The organism is Streptomyces sp. NPDC051207 (assembly GCF_040682395.1).
Lineage (GTDB): Bacteria > Actinomycetota > Actinomycetes > Streptomycetales > Streptomycetaceae > Streptomyces.
The window spans coordinates 23,347-41,134 of record NZ_JBFBAX010000005.1; the positions used below are offsets into that span (position 1 = coordinate 23,347).

Genomic DNA, 17,788 nt, shown 5'->3' on the forward strand with positions numbered 1-17,788 from the left:
GGAGCGGCGCGGCGACCCCGGGCCGCCGCGCCGCTCCCGGTGCCTGCGTCAGAGGCGTTCCGGCGTGCGGATGCCCAGCAGGGCCATGCCCCGGTGCAGCGTCCGCGCCGTGATGTCGCACAGGAACAGGCGGTTCTCCACCTGCTCCGGCGAATCCGCCTTCAGCACCGGGCACTTGTCGTAGAACGTCGTGTACAGCGAGGCCAGCTGGTACAGGTACGCCGTCAGCTTGTGCGGGGCGTACTCCCTCGCCGCCTCCGCCACCGTCTCCGCGAACGCGTCCGCGTGCAGGCCCAGCGCCCGCTCCGCGCCGGACAGTTCCAGCTCCGGGTGTGCCGCCGGGCGGACGTCGCCCGCCTTGCGCAGGATCGACTGGATTCGGGCGTACGCGTACTGGAGGTACACGCTCGTGTCGCCGTTCAGCGAGACCATCTGGTCCAGGTCGAACTTGTAGTCGCGGTTCGCCGACGTCGACAGGTCCGCGTACTTGACCGCGCCGATGCCCACCTGCGTGCCCCGTTCGGCGATCTCCTCCTCCGAGAGGTCCTGCGCCTTGTCCCGGACGACGGCCGACGCGCGGTCGATCGCCTCGTCCAGCAGGTCCACCAGCCGCACCGTCTCGCCCGCACGGGTCTTGAACGGCTTGCCGTCCTTGCCGAGGACCGTGCCGAACGCCAGCTGGTGCGCCTTCACGTCCTCGTTCAGCCAGCCGGCCCTGCGGGCCGTCTCGAAGACCATCCTGAAGTGCAGCGACTGGCGGGCGTCCACGACGTAGAGGAGCGTGTCCGCCTTGAGGTGGAAGACGCGGTCGCGGATCGCCGACAGGTCGGTGGCCGCGTAGCCGTAGCCGCCGTCCGACTTCTGCACGATCAGCGGGACCGGCTTGCCGTCCGGGCCCTTGACGTCGTCGAAGAAGACGCACAGCGCGCCCTCCGAGCGGACCGCCACACCGGACTCCTCCAGCAGGCGGCACGTCTCGGCCAGCATGTCGTTGTACCCCGACTCGCCGACGATGTCCGCGTCCCGGATCTCCATGTCCAGCTTGTCGAAGACGGAGAAGAAGTAGATCTTCGACTCGTCCACGAACTTCTGCCACATGGCGAGCGTCTGCGGGTCACCGGCCTGGAGGTCCACCACCCGGCGCCGGGCCCGCGTCTTGAACTCCTCGTCCGAGTCGAAGTGCGCGCGCGCGGCCTTGTAGAGACGGTCGAGGTTCGACATCGCCTCCTCGCCGGACACCTCGGCATCCTTGTGGTCCAGCTCGTGCGGGTGCTCGTCCAGGTACTGGATGAGCATGCCGAACTGGGTGCCCCAGTCGCCGATGTGGTGCCGGCGGACCACCGTCTCGCCGGTGAACTCCAGCAGCTGCGCCAGCGAGTCGCCGATCACCGCCGAGCGCAGGTGGCCGACGTGCATCTCCTTCGCCACGTTCGGCTGCGCGTAGTCGATCACCGTCGTGCCCGGCTGCCGCGCGACCGGGACGCCGAGGCGGCCCGTGTCGTCCGCGTACCGCTCGGCCAGGTTCGCGGTGATCGCCCGGTCGGCGATCGTCACGTTCAGGAAGCCGGGTCCGGAGACCTCGATGTCCTTGATCACGTCACCCGATGCGACCCGGGAGACGACCTGCGCCGCCAGCTCCCGCGGGTTGGCCTTGGCCTTCTTGGCGAGCGCCAGGATGCCGTTCGCCTGGAAGTCGGCCCGGTCGCTCCGTCGCAGCAGCGGGTCCGCGGAACCGGCCTCCGGCAGGGCGGTGGCGAGGGCGGCGGCGAGGCGCTGGTGGACGAGATCGGTGAGCGACGTGACCGAGGTCATGAGGTGGGAGCCGTTCTCCTCGTGGGATCGATAGACACGGCAAGTATCCCACGGGGGGCAAAGCGGTTTTCGCGGTCGGGAGACGGTCTGTGACAATGGGGTGTCACCCGTTCAGGAAGAAGGACGTGCCGATCGTGGCTCAGAGCACCGAGACCACCGACTGGGTCTCCCGTTTCGCGGATGAGGTCATCGAGGAGTCGGAGCGTCGGGCCCCGGGCAAACCGGTCGTCGTCGCGTCCGGGCTCTCGCCGTCCGGCCCCATCCACCTCGGGAACCTCCGCGAGGTCATGACCCCGCACCTGGTCGCCGACGAGATCCGCCGCCGCGGCCACCAGGTCCGGCACGTGATCTCCTGGGACGACTACGACCGGTACCGCAAGGTCCCGGCCGGGGTCGCCGGTGTGGACGAGTCGTGGGCCGAGCACATCGGCAAGCCGCTCACCTCGGTCCCCGCGCCGAAGGGCTCCCCGCACCCCGACTGGGCGGAGCACTTCAAGTCCGCGATGATCGAGTCGCTGGCCGCGCTCGGCGTCGAGTTCGAGGGCATCAGCCAGACCGCGCAGTACACCTCGGGCGTCTACCGCGAGCAGATCCTGCACGCGATGCGGCACCGCGGCGACATCGACGCCGTACTCGACCAGTACCGCACGAAGAAGGACCCCGCGAAGGCCGCGCAGGCCGCGAAGAAGCAGGGGCAGAAGCCCGTCGACGAGGCCGAGCTGGAGGCCGCCGAGGGCTCCGGCGCCGCGTCCGAGGACGACGGCAGCTCCGGCGCCGCCGGGTACTTCCCCTACAAGCCGTACTGCGGCAACTGCGAGAAGGACTTCACCACCGTCACCGCCTACGACGACGCGTCCACCGAGATGACGTACGCCTGCACCGCGTGCGGCTTCTCCGAGACCGTCCGGCTCAGCGAGTTCAACCGCGGCAAGCTGGTCTGGAAGGTCGACTGGCCCATGCGCTGGGCCTACGAGGGCGTGGTCTTCGAGCCCAGCGGCGTCGACCACTCCTCGCCCGGGTCCAGCTTCCAGGTGGGCGGCCAGATCGTCGGCATCTTCGGCGGCAAGCAGCCCATCGGCCCCATGTACGCCTTCGTCGGCATCAGCGGCATGGCCAAGATGTCGTCCTCGCGCGGCGGCGTGCCCACCCCGGCCGACGCGCTGAAGATCATGGAGCCGCAGCTGCTGCGCTGGCTGTACGCCCGCCGCAAGCCCAACCAGTCCTTCAAGATCGCCTTCGACCAGGAGATCCAGCGGCTCTACGACGAGTGGGACCGCCTGGACGCCAAGGTCGCCGACGGCACCGCCCTGCCGGCCGACGTCGCCGCCCACTCCCGCGCGGTCGGCACCGCCGCCGGTGAGCTGCCGAAGACGCCCAGGCCGCTGCCGTACCGCACGCTCGCCTCCGTCGCCGACATCACCGCCGGGCACGAGGACCAGGCGCTGCGCATCCTCAGCGAACTCGACCCGCAGCAGCCGCTCGGCTCGCTGGACGAGGTACGGCCGCGGTTCGACAAGGCCGAGGCGTGGATCAACACCCATGTCCCGGCCGACCAGCGCACCATCGTGCGCGACGAGCCCGACCACGAGCTGCTGAAGTCCCTCGACGAGGCCTCCCGGCAGTCCCTGCGGCTGCTGCTCGACGGGCTCGCCGGCCACTGGTCGCTGGACGGGCTGACCCACCTCGTCTACGGGGTGCCGAAGGTGCAGGCCGGGTTCTCCGCGGACGCCACGCCCAAGGAGCTGCCGCCGGAGATCAAGACCGCCCAGCGAACCTTCTTCGCGCTGCTCTACCACCTGCTGGTCGGCCGGGACACCGGCCCGCGCCTGCCGACGCTGCTGCTGGCCGTGGGGCAGGAGCGGGTGCGGGCCCTGCTCGGGGAGTAACGGCGAGGAGAGAAGCCCCCTTCGCGTGCGAGTGGCGCGCGGAGGGGGCTTCTCCATGGGGTCCTGACGGGGCCTTCACGTGGCTCTACGCCACGTGGTCGTCCTCCAGCTCCACCGTGTGACGGTCCTGGAAGCGCCGCACCATGCGCTTGGCGTCGGCGTCGAGGACGGGAAAGCCGTACGTCGCCTCGACGTTGTCGCTGAACTCGCGCGCCGTCGGGTAGCCGCTGCCGCTGATCGACCGCTTGAAGATCTGGTACAGGGCCTCCTCGTCCGGCTCCGGGGCGCCGCCGCCCTCACCCATCTCACGGGTGCGGCCCGGACCCACCGGGATCTGCCAGCTGCCCGTGTCCTCCGGGGAGGGCTCGGGGGCAGCGGCCGGGGGTGCCTCCTCGTACCCCTCCGGCACGTGTCCCTCCGGGTCGTACGGGTCCCGTACGTGTTCCTGGGCGTATTCCTGTACGTACTCGTCCGGCGAGTGCTGATCCTGCGGGTACTGGTCCTGGATGTACTGCTCGGCCTGCCGCTGTTCCGCCGACCACTGGGCGTACGCGGCCTGCGGGTCGTACGACGGGTCGTAGCCGCCGTGGTACTCGACCTCCTGCGGATCGCGGGAGTGCAGCCAGGGGTTGCGCGGCGGCTCGGGTTCCCGGGGCGCCGGGGCCCGCTCCCCGCCGCGCACCAGCTCGGGGCGCTGCTCGGCGGCCGGGGCGGCGGCGGGCTGGTGCTTGGACTGGTCCGGCTGGTGTGTCTCCTGGGGCTGCGGCGCCGGGGGGATCAGGGCCGGTTCTATGCCCGCCGCTGCCAGGCCCGCCGGGGCCGTGTCGGCCAGCGGCACCCCGTACCGCGCCAGGCGCAACGGCATCAGGGACTCCACCGGGGCCTTGCGGCGCCAGGCACGGCCGAAGCGGGAACGGAGCCTCGCCTGGTAGACGAGACGTTCCTGCTCCAGCTTGATGACCTGCTCGTACGAGCGCAGCTCCCACAGCTTCATCCGCCGCCACAGCAGGAACGTCGGCACCGGGGACAGGATCCAGCGGGTCAGGCGGACGCCCTCCATGTGCTTGTCGGCGGTGATGTCCGCGATCCGGCCGATGGCGTGCCGGGCCGCCTCCACCGACACCACGAACAGCACCGGGATCACCGCGTGCATGCCCACGCCGAGCGGGTCCGGCCAGGCCGCCGCGCCGTTGAACGCGATCGTCGCCGCCGTCAGCAGCCACGCCGTCTGCCGCAGCAGAGGGAACGGGATGCGGATCCAGGTGAGGAGGAGGTCCAGGGCGAGCAGGACGCAGATACCGGCGTCGATGCCGATCGGGAAGACGTAACTGAACTCGCCGAAGCCCTTCTTGAGGGCGAGCTCGCGGACGGCCGAGTACGACCCCGCGAAGCCGATGCCGGCGATGACGACGGCACCGGTGATGACCACGCCGATGAGAATCCGGTGCGTCCGGGTCAGCTGCAGTGGCGCGGCCACCTGTACTCCCCTCCCCTTGCGTGTGGTGTGCGCGCAACAGAGTGGCACATGTGTGCGGGCGGTGCGTTGCCGGGACGGGCGGAGCCCGGTCCTCGCGGGGGCCGGGCTCCGTCAACGCGCCCCGGTGGGCGGTGTCTCGGCTCTCTCTGGCTCAGCTGTTCCTGGCGGGCGACTTCGAGGAGCGGGCCTCGGCGGCGTCCGGGGCCTCCGCGGCCTTGGACGCCGACGCCGACGGGCTCTTGGGGGACTCGGTGGACTTCGGGGACTTCGACGGCGAACCGCTCGCGTCGCCGCCGTTCGCCGACGCCACCGCGGCCACGGCCTCCTTGGCGGCCTTCTGCGCGGCCTTCACCAGCGCGTTCGCGTCCGGCGTCTTCTCGCCCGCGAGACCGGCGCCGTTGTAGTCGACCGTCACGACGACGTTCTCCACGCGCGCCACGACCGTCTGCTGCTTGAAGGCGCCTTCCTTCTTCTTCAGGCCGTAGCGCACCGTCGTCGCCTCGTCGCCGATCCCGGACAGCGGCTCCGACCTGGCGTCCTTGGCGCCCTCCACGGCCCCCGCCTCCTGGACCTGCTTCTCGTAGTACTTCGCCGCCAGCTCGTCGCCCGCGCCGCGCATGACGTCGGACTCGAAGCGGAGCAGGGAGACGTTCAGCCAGCGGAACTGCGAGCCCTTCACGCCGTTGTTGTCCAGGCTGCTCCAAGAGCAGGAGGCGCGCATCGACACATCGTCCGACTTGCCTTCCTTGCCGGACTCGTCGGCCTTCGGGACGAGATCCTCGAGCGTGTCCTTCTTCAGCACGTCGCACGGCTCGGGAAGCCTGTCGAACGCCGCCGCCCGCACGGTCGGGGACGGGCTCGCCGACGCCGACGCGGAAGCCCCGGAGCCGTTGTCCCCGTCGCCGGAGCCGGAGCCGGAGGAGCAGGCCGTGGCGACCAGCATGACGGGGACGGCGGCCGCGCAGACAAGGACGCGGTGGAGGCGCTTCGCTCGCTGGTGAGGCTGGTCTCGCTGTGCTCGTCGCTGCATGGTTCCTTCACTCATGACGCTCGTGATTCCTGCGGTCGGAACGGGTCCGAGAGGTCACGGTACGCGGTGAGCCGAGCGCGGTGTCCCGCTTCCGGAGCTTTCCCGAGCCGGGCGAAGGGGCTGTGAAAGGGGGTCAGCCGGACAGCGAGTCGTCCAGCTGCGCGGCGAGTTTCTGGGCCCTGTCCTGCATTTCCTTGCTGTCCGGGACGACGCCGACGGTGGCCGGCTGCTCCGCGTACTCGATCGTCACGATGACGTTGGACGTGCGGAACGCCACAGTCACGGTCCGCTGCTCGGCCGTCGAACCGGAGCTGCTGAGCACGTCGTCCAGGAACGCGTCGTCGCCGAGATCCTCCAGGACGCGGGGCTGGAGGTCGGACGGGGAGGACGAAGGGGAGGAGGAAGGCGAGGACGAAGGCGAGGACGAAGGCGAGGACGACGGCGAGGTGGGGCCGGAGGGGGACGCGGACGGGGAACGGCCTTCCGAAGCGCTGCCGGTGGGGCTCCCGGTGGGGCTCCCGGTGGGGGACCGGGTGACGGACTCCGTGGCGGTCGGCTCCGGGAGGTCCGCCGCCTCCCGCCGCTCGGCGAAGAGGGTCTCGGCCTGGCTCTCGTCGCTCACCGCGCTGTCGTAGGACACCACCCGCTCGAAGTCGATCAGGAGATGATCGGTGGCGTCCGTCGACTCCACCTTCCAACGGCAGCCCACCTTGCGGTCGGTGTCGTACGTGAGCGTCGCCCGGCCCGTGTAGGCCCGCTCGCGCTGCTCCTCGTCGGCTATCTGCATGATGCCGGGCAGCAGGGAGTTGAGGGTCTCGCGGCTGACCGCGCCGCAGGGTTCGGGGAGGGTGCGGTACCTGCCGGGCTCGGCCGTGGCCGCGACGGTGCCGGGGCCGCCGGGGTTCGCACCGTCGGTGGTGGCGCCGTCCCCGGAGGTGCCGGTGCAGGCGGCGAGCACGGCCGCGAGGAGGGCGGCGGCGCCAGGTACGTACGCCTTCCGCTGCACGGTCGGCTCCTCTCCACGGTTCCTGCGGTGTCGGGTCGCGGTGCGGGGCGGTGGGGGCCGGTGTCCTTCAGTGTCCCCGCTGGTTATTCGCTTGCCGCGCGGGGGCGCCCCCTGGAGACAATGTGTATCGCACGCACTGCCGTGGACGCCGGTCCGTTGTCCCATTCGTTGACCTTGGCGCCGGTATTGCGATTCTGGGCTTCTGTTTGTTTCCGGGGGAATGAGGACGAAATGTCGTACGTGGAAATGCCGGGCGCGAAGGTGCCGATCCGGATGTGGACCGACCCCGCGTCGGTCGAGGACGTGGCGCTGCAGCAGTTGCGGAACGTGGCGACACTGCCGTGGATCAAGGGCCTCGCCGTGATGCCGGACGTGCACTACGGGAAGGGCGCGACGGTCGGGTCGGTCATCGCCATGCGCGGCGCGGTGTGCCCGGCGGCGGTGGGTGTCGACATCGGCTGCGGCATGTCGGCGGTGAAGACGTCCCTGACGGCGAACGACCTGCCGGGCGATCTGTCCCGGCTGCGGTCGAGGATCGAGCAGGTGATTCCGGTGGGGCGGGGGATGCATGACAGCCCCGTCGAGCCGGGACGCCTTCACGGGCTGGCCACCGCCGGGTGGGACGACTTCTGGGGGCGGTTCGACGGGATCGCGCAGGCGGTGAGGTTCCGTGCGGAGCGGGCGGCCAGGCAGATGGGGACGCTGGGCGGCGGCAACCACATGATCGAAGTCTGCCTGGATCAGTCGGATGCGGTCTGGCTGATGCTGCACTCCGGCTCCCGGAACATCGGCAAGGAACTGGCCGAGCACCACATCGGCGTCGCTCAGAAGCTCCCCCACAACCAGGGCCTGGTCGATCGTGACCTGGCGGTGTTCGTCGCGGACACCCCGCAGATGGCGGCCTACAGGAGTGACCTGTACTGGGCGCAGGAATACGCCAGGCGCAACCGGTCGATCATGATGGCGCTCCTGAAGGACGTGATCCGCAAGGAGTTCAAGAAGGCGAAGCCGTCCTTCGAACCGGAGATCTCCTGCCACCACAACTATGTGGCCGAGGAGCGGTACGAAGGCATGGACCTGCTGGTCACCCGCAAGGGAGCGATCCGCGCCGGCTCCGGGGAGCTGGGAATCATCCCCGGCTCGATGGGCACCAGTTCGTACATCGTGAAGGGCCTGGGCAACGAGAAGGCCTTCAACTCGGCGTCGCACGGCGCCGGCCGGCGGATGAGCCGCAACGCGGCGAAGCGCCGGTTCACGACGAAGGACCTGGAGGAGCAGACGCGGGGCGTGGAGTGCCGCAAGGACTCCGGGGTCCTGGACGAGATTCCCGGCGCCTACAAGAACATCGACCAGGTCATGCAGCAGCAGCGTGATCTCGTCGAAGTCGTGGCGAAGCTGAAGCAGTTCGTGTGCGTCAAGGGCTGACGGCCTGCCGCACGCACCCGGTCGCCCGGTTGCCGGTCGCCCGGCGTCACGGCTCCCGGTGGATCTTGGTGTTCGAGGCCTGGGCGCGGGGGCGGACCACGAGGAGGTCGATGTTGACGTGGGCGGGACGGGTCACCGCCCACGTGATCGTGTCGGCCACGTCGTCCGCGGTGAGGGGCTCGGCGACGCCCTGGTAGACCTTCTCCGCCCGGTCCCGGTCGCCGCCGAAGCGGGTCAGGGCGAACTCCTCCGTCCTCACCATGCCGGGCGCGATCTCGATGACGCGGACCGGGCGGCCGACGATCTCCAGGCGGAGGGTCTCGGCGAGGACGTTGGCGCCGTGCTTGGCGGCGACGTAGCCCGCGCCGCCCTCGTACGTGGCGTGGCCGGCCGTGGAGGTGACGACCACGACCGTGCCGTCGCCGCTCGCCTCCAGCTTGGGCAGCAGGGCCTGGGTGAGGTGCAGGGTGCCGATGACGTTCGTCTCGTACATGCGGCGCCAGTCGTCCGGGTCGCCGGTGGCGACCGGGTCGGCGCCCAGTGCGCCGCCCGCGTTGTTGACCAGCACGCCGATCGTCCTGAAGGCGGTGGCGAACTCGTCGACCGCCGCGCGGTCCGTGACGTCCAGCGGGTACGCCGTCGCCTGGTGGCCCGCCGCGCCGATCTCCGCGGCGAGCGCCTCGATGCGGTCCTTGCGACGGGCGGTGAGGACGACGCGGTAGCCGGCCGCGGCGAGCTGCCGGGCCGTGGCGGCGCCGATTCCGCTGCTCGCACCGGTGACGACGGCGATGCGGGAGGCGGCGGGCGGTGCGGCGGTGGCCATGGGCTGCTCCTGGTTCGTACGACCGGTCGCCGCCCAGGGTAAGTCAGCCGCCGTTGCGCGGTGCCCACATGATCAGGGCCATTCCCGCCAGGCACACCAGCGCGCCCGTGATGTCCCAGCGGTCGGGGCGGTAGCCGTCGGCGAGCACGCCCCACAGGATCGAGCCGGCGACGAAGATGCCGCCGTACGCGGCGAGGACGCGGCCGAAGTGGGCGTCGGGCTGGAGCGTGGCGACGAAACCGTACGCGCCGAGTGCGAGGACGCCGCCCGCGGCCCACAGCCGGCCGCGGTGTTCGCGCACGCCCTGCCAGACCAGCCAGGCGCCGCCGATCTCGAGGAACGCGGCGAGCACGAACAGCGCGGCGGAGCGGAGGATCAGCATGCGGGCAGCTTGGCACGGCCCGTGTCACCTGATGGACGGCGCCTGCCGGACGCCTGGCGGGGGATACATCCGTACGACCCCTGTGGAGTGAGGAGTGGTCCCGGTGGACGGCAGCAGCGGTTTCGGCGCGGGCATCGGTGTGCGGAGGAAGCGGGTGCGGCGGCGGGGCGTGGTGTTCGGTGCAGTCCTGCCGGTGGCCGGTGCCGTCGTGCCCGTCGCGGGGGCGGCGTCCGGGGTGGGGGGCGGGGGAGCGGTGGACCGCGACCGGGTCGACGACCGGCACCGGGTGCCGGCGCTGGACACGGGGGACTCGGATGTGTTCTGACGCGCGGGCGCGGCTGATGGAGGAGCTGACCGTGGCCTCGCGGCGCTCGATGGCGTCGGCGGCGCTGTTCAGCCAGGCGGTGGCCGACCGGCTCGGGCTGCACCCGACCGACCTGCAGTGCCTGAACGTGCTCACGCTGGAGGACGGCCCGGTGCCGACGAGCCGGGTCGCCGCGCTCACGGGGCTGACGATCGGCTCGGCGACGCGGCTGGTGGACCGGCTGGAGCGGGCCGGGTACGTGGTGCGGCGGCGGGACGAGCGGGACCGGCGGCGGGTGATGGTGGCGGCCGTGCCGGAGAAGGCGGCCGAGCTGCGCCGGATGTGGGAGCGGCTGAACGGCGGTCTGGGCAGCCTGTTCGACGACCTGGACGACGCCGAGCTGCGGCTGGTGGTGGCGCAGCTGCGGCGGGCGGCGGACTTCCACGGGGAGCAGGTGGCCCGGCTGCGGGCGGGTCAGCCCTGAGTGCCGGCGCCGCTGCCCGCCTCGTCCCGTTCGGCGTCGTAGCGCTCCCGGGCGCGGTGGACCTCCTCGATGTGGGTCTCCGCCCAGTCCTTCACGGCGGTCAGCAGCAGGGCGAGGTTGCGGCCGAGCGGGGTCAGCTCGTAGTCGACGCGGACGGGCACCGACGGGGTGACGGTGCGGGTGAGGATGCCGTCGCGTTCCAGGGAACGCAGCGTCTGCGTCAGCATCTTGGGGCTGACGCCGGCGATCCTGCGGCCGAGGTCGCTGTAGCGCATGGGGCCGGCGGCGAGGGCCGCGACGATCAGGCTGACCCACTTGTCGCTGATGCGGTCCAGGAGCTGGTTGGTGGGGCAGTCGCGCAGGAACGCGTCGTACTCGACGCGGGCCCGCTCGCGCCGCTGGGCCGCGGTGGTGGTCGCCATGGCTCTCCTCGCGGGTATCTAGGCACCTTCAGGTAACTACTTCCCGATGGATAGTAACTCTTTCTAGGGTTGCGGCAGCCGCGGAGGTACCGCGGTGAATGCCGATTCCTGGAGATGTCCGTCATGCGTGCAGCAGTGGTGACAGCGTTCGGTGGGCCGGAGGCCGTGGAGGTCGTGGAGACGGAGGTGCCCGAGCCGGGCGCGGGGCAGGTGCGGATCAAGGTCGCGGCGGCGGCGCTGAACCCGGTGGACGCGGCGGTGCGCTCGGGGGTGTTCGGCGGGGCGGGCGAGCGGCTCGGGCTCGGCTGGGACGTGGCCGGGACCGTGGACGCCGTGGGGGCGGGGGCCGTGTGGCACGTCGGTGACGAGGTGGTGGCACTCTCCCACGGCGCCGTGAAGCCGCTGGGCGCGCACGCCGAGTACGTCGTGGTCCCCGCCGACGCGGTGGCCGGGGCGCCGGCCACGGCCGACGCCGTGCACGCGGCGACGCTGCCGCTCAACGCGCTGACCGCCGCGCAGGCCCTCGACCTGCTCGGCCTGGAGCGGGGGCAGTCCCTGCTGGTGACGGGCGCGGCGGGTGCCGTCGGCGGGTTCGCGGTGCAGCTCGCGGTCCGCGCCGGGCTGGTGGTGACCGCGCTGGCCCGGGAGGAGGACGAGGAGCTCGTACGGTCCCTGGGCGCCGCCCGATTCACCAGCGGCGCCGTCGAGCCGGGCGGGGTCGACGGCGTACTGGACGCGGCGGTCCTCGGCGAGGCCGCGCTCGGTTCGGTGCGGGACGGGGGCGCGTACGTCGGTGTCATTCCGCAGGCCGCCCCGTCCCCGGTGCGCGGGGTGCGGACCACCGCCGTGGAGGTGAGCGCCGACGGGGCACGGCTCGCGGAGCTGGTCCGGCTGGCCGACGAGGGGATGCTGACGCTGCGGGTGGCCGAGACGTACGCCCTGGACGACGCGGCGAAGGCGCACGCCCGGCTCGCGGAGGGCGGGGTGCGGGGGCGGCTGGTGCTGATCCCGTAGGGGGCCGTGGGGGTGGCGGGGGCCGGCGCGGCGGCGGGCGGTACGGCCGGTGCCTCCGGTGCCTCCGGTGGCCCGGGGGTGACCGGCCCGCGCGTCGGCCGTGCGGAACAACACCAGGGAGTCGGCCGTTCCGGAGTATGATGGTTTAACGGTCAACAACTTGGGAGCGGTCATGCAGTTCGGGATCTTCAGCGTCGGCGACGTCACGCCCGACCCGACGACGGGACGCACCCCGACCGAGCGCGAGCGGATCAAGGCCATGGTTGCCATCGCGCTGAAGGCCGAGGAGGTCGGCCTGGACGTCTTCGCGACCGGCGAGCACCACAACCCGCCGTTCGTGCCGTCGTCCCCCACCACGATGCTCGGCTACATCGCGGCGCGCACCGAGCGCCTGATCCTGTCGACCTCCACCACCCTCATCACCACCAACGACCCGGTGAAGATCGCCGAGGACTACGCGATGCTCCAGCACCTCGCGGACGGCCGGGTGGATCTGATGCTGGGCCGCGGCAACACCGGCCCGGTCTACCCCTGGTTCGGCCAGGACATCCGGCAGGGCATCAACCTCGCCGTCGAGAACTACGCCCTGCTGCACCGGCTGTGGCGCGAGGACGTCGTGGACTGGGAGGGGACGTTCCGCACCCCGCTGCAGGGCTTCACCTCCACCCCCCGCCCGCTGGACGGCGTACCGCCGTTCGTCTGGCACGGCTCCATCCGCTCCCCGGAGATCGCCGAGCAGGCCGCGTCCTACGGCGACGGCTTCTTCCACAACAACATCTTCTGGCCGGCCGACCACACGAAGCGGATGGTCGAGCTGTACCGGACCCGGTACGCCCACTACGGGCACGGCACGCCCGAGCAGGCCGTCGTCGGGCTCGGCGGGCAGGTGTTCATGCGGAAGAACTCGCAGGACGCGGTGCGCGAGTTCCGGCCCTACTTCGACAACGCGCCCGTGTACGGGCACGGGCCGTCGCTGGAGGACTTCACCGAGCAGACACCGCTGACCGTCGGCTCCCCGCAGCAGGTCGTCGACAAGACGCTGTCCTTCCGGGAGTACGCCGGGGACTACCAGCGCCAGCTGTTCCTGATGGATCACGCCGGGCTGCCGCTGAAGACCGTGCTGGAGCAGCTCGACATGCTCGGCGAGGAGGTCGTGCCGGTGCTGCGGAAGGAGTTCGCCGCCCGACGTCCCGCGGGGGTGCCGGACGCGCCCACGCATGTGTCGCTGCTGGCCGCGGCGGCCAAGGAGGCCGAGCCCGGCAAGGCGCAGGGCACGCCGAGCCGGGCCGGCGGCCGGGCCGAGTGAGAGGCCGGTGGGAAGCGGCGCCCGTGGGCCGTCCGTCGGGCGGGTGGCTGCGGCGGCTTGGCAGACTGGACCCGTGCCCCACACCGTTCTGCTCGCCGAAGACGACCGCGCCATCCGGCACGCCCTCGAACGCGCCCTGATCCTGGAGGGCTACGAGGTGACCGCGGTCGCCGACGGCGTCGCGGCGCTGGCCCAGGCCCACCGCGGACGGCCGGACGTGCTGGTGCTCGACGTGATGATGCCCGGCATCGACGGGCTCCAGGTGGCCCGCGTGCTGCGCGCCGAGGGCGACAGCACCCCGATCCTGATGCTCACCGCGCTGGTCGAGACCGCCGACCGGATCGCCGGGCTGGACGCGGGCGCCGACGACTACGTGGTCAAGCCGTTCGACGTCGAGGAGGTCTTCGCGCGGCTGCGGGCGCTGCTGCGCCGCACGGGAGGCGGCAACGGCACCGGACAGGGCGCCGGTTCCCCCGCCCGCCCCGCCCCGCCCGGCACGCCGGACGCGCCGCCGCCCACCGCACCGCGGGCCGCCGTACCGGAGGAGCAGCCCGCCCGGCCCCACCTGCGGGCCGCCGGGCTGCGCATGGACCCGCAGGCGCGGCGGGCCTGGCGCGGGGAGCGGGAGCTGGAACTGACCCGCACCGAGTTCGAGCTGCTGGAACTGCTGGTCCGCAACGCGGGCATCGTCCTGGACCACTCCACCATCTACGACCGCATCTGGGGCTACGACTTCGGGCCGGGCTCCAAGAACCTCGCCGTCTACGTCGGCTATCTGCGCCGCAAGCTGGACGAGCCGGGCGCCCCGCAGCTGATCCACACGGTGCGCGGTGTGGGTTACGTGCTGCGGGAGGACTGAATGGGCCCGGCCGGCGGCCGGTTCGGGCGGCTGCCGGGCAGGCGGCGGCTTCGGCTGGTGTCGCTGCGGACCACGTTCGCGCTGTCGTTCGCGGCGGTCACGGCCGCCGTCACCGTCCTCGTCGGCATCCTCTCCTACAGCGCCGCCGCCCGCCTGGTGCGCGTGGACCAGCAGACGGTGTTCGACGAGGTCGTGCAGGACGTACGGAACGAGGTGCGGCACGCGCGGATGACGCCGGAGGACTTCTCCTCGTCCGCGCCCGGCCACGACCTGCTGCGCCCGGCCCGCACGGACGTGCAGGTGCTCGGGCCCGACGGCGCGATCGTGGACCCCGGCCATCCGGGACTGCCGGTCACCGACGCCGACCGGGGGATCGCGGGCGCCGCCACGGCCGGGCGGCTGGCCGTGCACATGGCCGTCGACGTCGGCGACGACGTGTACCGGGTGGCGACCGTCGCACTCGGCGGCGGCCGGGGCGCGGTGCAGGTGGCACAGTCGTTCAGCGACACCGAGGACCTGCTGCGGTCCCTTCAGCAGCGGACGCTCGTGACGACGACGGCCGTGGTGGTCGGCGCGGGCCTGTTCGGCTGGTGGCTGGCGCGGCGCATCACCCGCCGCCTCGTCGTCCTCACCTCGGCGGCCGAGGACGTCGCCCGGACCCGGCGGCTCGACATCCAGGTGCCGGTGACCGGCTACGACGAGGTGGGCCGCCTCGGCCGGGCCTTCGACCGCATGCTGGGCCGGCTGGCCCAGTCCGAGGAGGACCAGCGGCGGCTCGTGCAGGACGCGGGACACGAACTGCGTACGCCGCTGACGTCGCTGCGGACGAACATCTCCCTGCTGCGCCGCATCGACGAACTCCCGCCCGCCGCCCGCGAGGAACTGGTCGCCGACCTGGGCCAGGAGGCCCGGGAACTGACCGACCTCGTCAACGAACTGGTGGACCTCGCGGCCGGCCAGTCGGACAGTGAGCCGCCGCAGCGGGTCGACCTCGCGGACATCGCCGAGGACGTGGCCGGTCTGGCGCGGCGGCGCACCGGGCGGGAGATCGTGGTCCGCGCGGACGGCGACACGACCGCCGAGGGCCGGCCCGGCCTGCTGACGCGGGCGATGTCCAACCTCGTGGAGAACGCGGCCAAGTTCGACCGGGGCGGCAGCGCGCCCATCGAGATCGCCGTGACCGGTCCGGCCCTGCCCCGGCCGAGCGGGGAGGGCTCCGTCGGCCCCGTCCGCGTCGAGGTCCGCGACCGCGGGCCCGGCATCGACGACGGCGACCTCGGCCATGTCTTCGACCGCTTCTACCGCGCCGCCGACGCGCGCTCCCTGCCCGGCTCGGGCCTCGGCCTGTCCATCGTCCGCGAGGTGGCACTCGCCCACGGCGGGGCCCCCTTCGCCGTCCGGCGCGACGGGGGCGGGGCGGTGATCGGCTTCACCGTGGGAGGCGGTGGGGCGGGGGAGGAGACGGGCGGGGGCGGTGCCGGCTGAGCGCCTGTCCCACCTTCCCAGCGGTGGGCCTGAGGCGGACGTCGCCGACGGTGTCGTTCAGGTCGGCAACGGGGCGGGCGTGCGGCCGGCTGCGGTGAGCGGGGCGCGGTGAGGCGGGCCCGGTCAGGCCTGCCGTGCGTCGATCTCGGCGATCAGGGCCTCCACCCGGCTCCTGATCTCGTCGCGGATCGGGCGGACCGCGTCGACGCCCTTGCCGGCCGGGTCCTCCAGGGCCCAGTCCAGGTACGTCCTGCCCGGGAAGACCGGACAGGCGTCGCCGCAGCCCATGGTGATGACGTAGTCGGACTCCCGGACTGCCTCGGTGGTGAGGATCTTCGGCGTGGCGCCGGAGATGTCGATGCCGACCTCCCTCATCGCCTCGACGGCGGACGGGTTGACCCGCTCGCCCGGGACCGACCCGGCGGAGCGGACCTCGACGCGGTCGCCCGCGAGGTGGCTGAGGAAACCGGCGGCCATCTGCGAGCGCCCGGCGTTGTGGACGCAGACGAACAGCACGGAGGCCAGAGGGCTGGAGGACATGGGCGTACTTCCTTGGTTGGCTGATGTGAAAGTATCAGCCCATGCTGATGTCAGTCGACACTGATCTGTTGCGGGTGCTCGCCGACCCGCTCCGCCTCCGGATCGTCACCCTGCTGGCCAGGGAGACGCTCTGCACCACGCACCTCATCGAGGAGACCGGTGCCAGGCAGACCAACCTCTCCAACCACCTGAGAGTGCTGCGCGAGGCCGGAGTGGTCGAAACGGAACCCTGCGGCCGGTACACGTACTACAGGCTGTGCCCGGACGTCATCGCGTCGCTCGCCGACCGGTTCGCCGAGCTGGCCGAGGCCGCCCGTGGCGCCGCTGCGACCAAGCGGGCGTGCCTGTGACCGGCACCGAGGGGTCCGCGACCGGTACCGAGACGCCCGCGACCGCTACCGGGACACCCGCGACCGCCGGGGAGTCCTCGGTCGTCGCGCGGCTGTCGACGCTCGACCGCTTCCTCGCCGTCTGGATCCTGCTCGCCATGGCCGTCGGCCTGGGCCTCGGCAGGGCCGTCCCCGGGCTGGACGACGCGCTGGCGAAGGTCGAGATCGGCGGCATCTCCCTGCCGATCGCGGCGGGCCTGCTGATCATGATGTATCCGGTGCTGGCCAAGGTCCGCTACGACCGGTTCGACGCCGTGACCGGCGACCGCAGGCTCATGATCGCCTCGCTGGCCGTCAACTGGGTCGCCGGCCCTGCGGTGATGTTCGCGCTGGCGTGGATCTTCCTGCCCGACCTGCCCGAGTACCGCACCGGCCTGATCATCGTCGGCCTGGCCCGCTGCATCGCCATGGTGATCATCTGGAACGACCTCGCCTGCGGAGACCGGGAGGCCGCCGCCGTACTCGTGGCGCTGAACTCCGTCTTCCAGGTCCTCGCGTTCGGCCTGCTCGGCTGGTTCTACCTCGACCTGCTGCCGGGCTGGCTCGGCCTCGGTGACGGCGAGCGGCTCGACATCTCCATGGGGAAGATCGCGCTGAACGTCGTCGTCTTCCTCGGCGTGCCGCTGCTGGCCGGCTTCCTCACCCGCCGCGTCGGCGAACGGAAGCTGGGCCGCGAGACGTACGAGACGGGCTTCCTGCCGAGGATCGGGCCGTGGGCGCTGTACGGCCTGCTGTTCACGATCGTCGTCCTGTTCGCCCTCCAGGGCGGGACCATCACCTCGCGGCCGCTCGACGTGGCCCGCATCGCGCTCCCGCTGCTCGTGTACTTCGCGGTGATGTGGTTCGGCGTCTTCGCCCTCGGCAAGGCGATCGGCCTCGCCTACGACCGCACCGCCACGCTCGCCTTCACGGCGGCCGGGAACAACTTCGAGCTGGCCATCGCGGTCGCCATCGGCACGTTCGGCGTCACCTCGGGCCAGGCACTGTCGGGCGTGGTCGGCCCGCTGATCGAGGTGCCGGTGCTGGTGGCGCTGGTGTATGTGTCGCTGGCCTGGCGGCGGAGGTTCGCTGCCGCCGGCTGATCCGGGCGCGGGCCGGCCGGGGCCTGGCCGCGGCGCGGGGCGCGGCCTGGCCGCCGGCCTCG

Annotated in this window: 18 protein-coding genes; 10 read left to right on the forward strand and 8 right to left on the reverse strand. The window is 72.1% G+C overall.

Annotation, left to right across the window (positions count from 1 at the left end):
- Nucleotides 1–48: 48 nt before the first annotated feature.
- Nucleotides 49–1,812, reverse strand: coding sequence for an arginine--tRNA ligase (gene argS, locus AB0M97_RS06910; RefSeq protein WP_365959688.1), 1,764 nt, complete (start codon nt 1,810–1,812; stop codon nt 49–51).
- 125 nt (nt 1,813–1,937) lie between these two features.
- Between argS and lysS the strand changes: the two genes are divergently transcribed.
- Nucleotides 1,938–3,698 (forward strand): lysine--tRNA ligase, encoded by a 1,761-nt coding sequence (lysS, locus tag AB0M97_RS06915; protein WP_365959689.1) that lies wholly within the window; start codon nt 1,938–1,940, stop codon nt 3,696–3,698.
- 85 nt (nt 3,699–3,783) lie between these two features.
- Here lysS and AB0M97_RS06920 read toward each other — a convergent pair whose 3' ends face one another.
- From AB0M97_RS06920 to AB0M97_RS06930, 3 genes are all read right to left on the reverse strand, one after another.
- The gene (locus AB0M97_RS06920; protein ID WP_365959690.1) at nt 3,784–5,175 is read right to left on the reverse strand and encodes a DUF2637 domain-containing protein; all 1,392 of its coding nucleotides are present in this window, start codon (nt 5,173–5,175) and stop codon (nt 3,784–3,786) included.
- Nucleotides 5,176–5,326: 151 nt separating this feature from the next.
- A complete protein-coding gene (locus AB0M97_RS06925) occupies nt 5,327–6,220 on the reverse strand; it encodes a DUF3558 family protein (RefSeq protein ID WP_365959691.1) in 894 nt (297 codons plus the stop codon).
- 118 nt (nt 6,221–6,338) lie between these two features.
- Nucleotides 6,339–7,211 (reverse strand): DUF3558 domain-containing protein, encoded by an 873-nt coding sequence (locus AB0M97_RS06930; RefSeq protein WP_365959692.1) that lies wholly within the window; start codon nt 7,209–7,211, stop codon nt 6,339–6,341.
- A 231-nt stretch (nt 7,212–7,442) separates the two neighbouring features.
- Between AB0M97_RS06930 and AB0M97_RS06935 the strand changes: the two genes are divergently transcribed.
- The gene (locus AB0M97_RS06935; protein WP_365959693.1) at nt 7,443–8,636 is read left to right on the forward strand and encodes an RtcB family protein; all 1,194 of its coding nucleotides are present in this window, start codon (nt 7,443–7,445) and stop codon (nt 8,634–8,636) included.
- Between the two features lie 46 nt (nt 8,637–8,682).
- Here AB0M97_RS06935 and AB0M97_RS06940 read toward each other — a convergent pair whose 3' ends face one another.
- A complete protein-coding gene (locus AB0M97_RS06940) occupies nt 8,683–9,459 on the reverse strand; it encodes an SDR family NAD(P)-dependent oxidoreductase (RefSeq protein ID WP_365959694.1) in 777 nt (258 codons plus the stop codon).
- A gap of 43 nt (nt 9,460–9,502) precedes the next feature.
- Nucleotides 9,503–9,841 (reverse strand): YnfA family protein, encoded by a 339-nt coding sequence (locus AB0M97_RS06945; RefSeq protein WP_365959695.1) that lies wholly within the window; start codon nt 9,839–9,841, stop codon nt 9,503–9,505.
- A 103-nt stretch (nt 9,842–9,944) separates the two neighbouring features.
- Between AB0M97_RS06945 and AB0M97_RS06950 the strand changes: the two genes are divergently transcribed.
- Together AB0M97_RS06950 and AB0M97_RS06955 are read left to right on the forward strand one after the other, a co-directional pair.
- On the forward strand, nt 9,945–10,166 hold the full coding sequence (locus tag AB0M97_RS06950; protein WP_365959696.1) for a hypothetical protein: 222 nt from the start codon (nt 9,945–9,947) through the stop codon (nt 10,164–10,166).
- Nucleotides 10,156–10,629: a MarR family winged helix-turn-helix transcriptional regulator gene (locus AB0M97_RS06955; RefSeq protein ID WP_365959697.1), complete on the forward strand. Its 474-nt coding sequence runs from the start codon at nt 10,156–10,158 to the stop codon at nt 10,627–10,629. Before AB0M97_RS06950 ends, AB0M97_RS06955 begins: the two co-directional genes overlap by 11 nt.
- On the opposite strand, the gene AB0M97_RS06960 is transcribed toward AB0M97_RS06955, so the two are convergent.
- Nucleotides 10,620–11,051: a helix-turn-helix domain-containing protein gene (locus AB0M97_RS06960; protein WP_365959698.1), complete on the reverse strand. Its 432-nt coding sequence runs from the start codon at nt 11,049–11,051 to the stop codon at nt 10,620–10,622. The genes AB0M97_RS06955 and AB0M97_RS06960 overlap by 10 nt on opposite strands.
- Before the next feature lie 123 nt (nt 11,052–11,174).
- Here AB0M97_RS06960 and AB0M97_RS06965 point away from each other — a divergent pair, with 123 nt between their 5' ends.
- The 4 genes from AB0M97_RS06965 to AB0M97_RS06980 all read left to right on the forward strand — a co-directional run bounded on the left by AB0M97_RS06965 (nt 11,175) and on the right by AB0M97_RS06980 (nt 15,715).
- Nucleotides 11,175–12,065, forward strand: coding sequence for an NADP-dependent oxidoreductase (locus AB0M97_RS06965; protein ID WP_365959699.1), 891 nt, complete (start codon nt 11,175–11,177; stop codon nt 12,063–12,065).
- Nucleotides 12,066–12,237: 172 nt separating this feature from the next.
- On the forward strand, nt 12,238–13,371 hold the full coding sequence (locus AB0M97_RS06970; RefSeq protein WP_365959700.1) for an LLM class flavin-dependent oxidoreductase: 1,134 nt from the start codon (nt 12,238–12,240) through the stop codon (nt 13,369–13,371).
- Between the two features lie 73 nt (nt 13,372–13,444).
- A complete protein-coding gene (locus AB0M97_RS06975; RefSeq protein WP_365959701.1) occupies nt 13,445–14,230 on the forward strand; it encodes a response regulator transcription factor in 786 nt (261 codons plus the stop codon).
- Nucleotides 14,231–15,715 carry a HAMP domain-containing sensor histidine kinase gene (locus tag AB0M97_RS06980; protein ID WP_365959702.1) on the forward strand — a complete coding sequence of 495 codons (1,485 nt, stop codon included), beginning with the start codon at nt 14,231–14,233 and terminating at the stop codon, nt 15,713–15,715.
- A 123-nt stretch (nt 15,716–15,838) separates the two neighbouring features.
- Here the strand turns inward: AB0M97_RS06980 and AB0M97_RS06985 are convergent, their stop codons facing one another.
- The gene (locus tag AB0M97_RS06985) at nt 15,839–16,255 is read right to left on the reverse strand and encodes an arsenate reductase ArsC (RefSeq protein WP_365959703.1); all 417 of its coding nucleotides are present in this window, start codon (nt 16,253–16,255) and stop codon (nt 15,839–15,841) included.
- Nucleotides 16,256–16,296: 41 nt separating this feature from the next.
- On the opposite strand from AB0M97_RS06985, the gene AB0M97_RS06990 reads away from it, so the two are divergent.
- The gene (locus AB0M97_RS06990) at nt 16,297–16,605 is read left to right on the forward strand and encodes a metalloregulator ArsR/SmtB family transcription factor (RefSeq protein ID WP_365959704.1); all 309 of its coding nucleotides are present in this window, start codon (nt 16,297–16,299) and stop codon (nt 16,603–16,605) included.
- Between the two features lie 92 nt (nt 16,606–16,697).
- Nucleotides 16,698–17,726 (forward strand): ACR3 family arsenite efflux transporter, encoded by a 1,029-nt coding sequence (gene arsB / locus AB0M97_RS06995; RefSeq protein WP_365959916.1) that lies wholly within the window; start codon nt 16,698–16,700, stop codon nt 17,724–17,726.
- Nucleotides 17,727–17,788: the final 62 nt, after the last annotated feature.

Coding starts and splice junctions, on each gene's coding strand:
- argS (WP_365959688.1), bottom strand. CDS start 1,812: ATGACCTCGGTCACGTCGCTCACCGATCTCGTCCACCAGCGCCTCGCC.
- AB0M97_RS06925 (WP_365959691.1), bottom strand. CDS start 6,220: ATGAGTGAAGGAACCATGCAGCGACGAGCACAGCGAGACCAGCCTCAC.
- AB0M97_RS06935 (WP_365959693.1), top strand. CDS start 7,443: ATGTCGTACGTGGAAATGCCGGGCGCGAAGGTGCCGATCCGGATGTGG.
- AB0M97_RS06940 (WP_365959694.1), bottom strand. CDS start 9,459: ATGGCCACCGCCGCACCGCCCGCCGCCTCCCGCATCGCCGTCGTCACC.
- AB0M97_RS06945 (WP_365959695.1), bottom strand. CDS start 9,841: ATGCTGATCCTCCGCTCCGCCGCGCTGTTCGTGCTCGCCGCGTTCCTC.
- AB0M97_RS06955 (WP_365959697.1), top strand. CDS start 10,156: ATGTGTTCTGACGCGCGGGCGCGGCTGATGGAGGAGCTGACCGTGGCC.
- AB0M97_RS06960 (WP_365959698.1), bottom strand. CDS start 11,051: ATGGCGACCACCACCGCGGCCCAGCGGCGCGAGCGGGCCCGCGTCGAG.
- AB0M97_RS06965 (WP_365959699.1), top strand. CDS start 11,175: ATGCGTGCAGCAGTGGTGACAGCGTTCGGTGGGCCGGAGGCCGTGGAG.
- AB0M97_RS06970 (WP_365959700.1), top strand. CDS start 12,238: ATGCAGTTCGGGATCTTCAGCGTCGGCGACGTCACGCCCGACCCGACG.
- AB0M97_RS06980 (WP_365959702.1), top strand. CDS start 14,231: ATGGGCCCGGCCGGCGGCCGGTTCGGGCGGCTGCCGGGCAGGCGGCGG.
- AB0M97_RS06985 (WP_365959703.1), bottom strand. CDS start 16,255: ATGTCCTCCAGCCCTCTGGCCTCCGTGCTGTTCGTCTGCGTCCACAAC.
- AB0M97_RS06990 (WP_365959704.1), top strand. CDS start 16,297: ATGCTGATGTCAGTCGACACTGATCTGTTGCGGGTGCTCGCCGACCCG.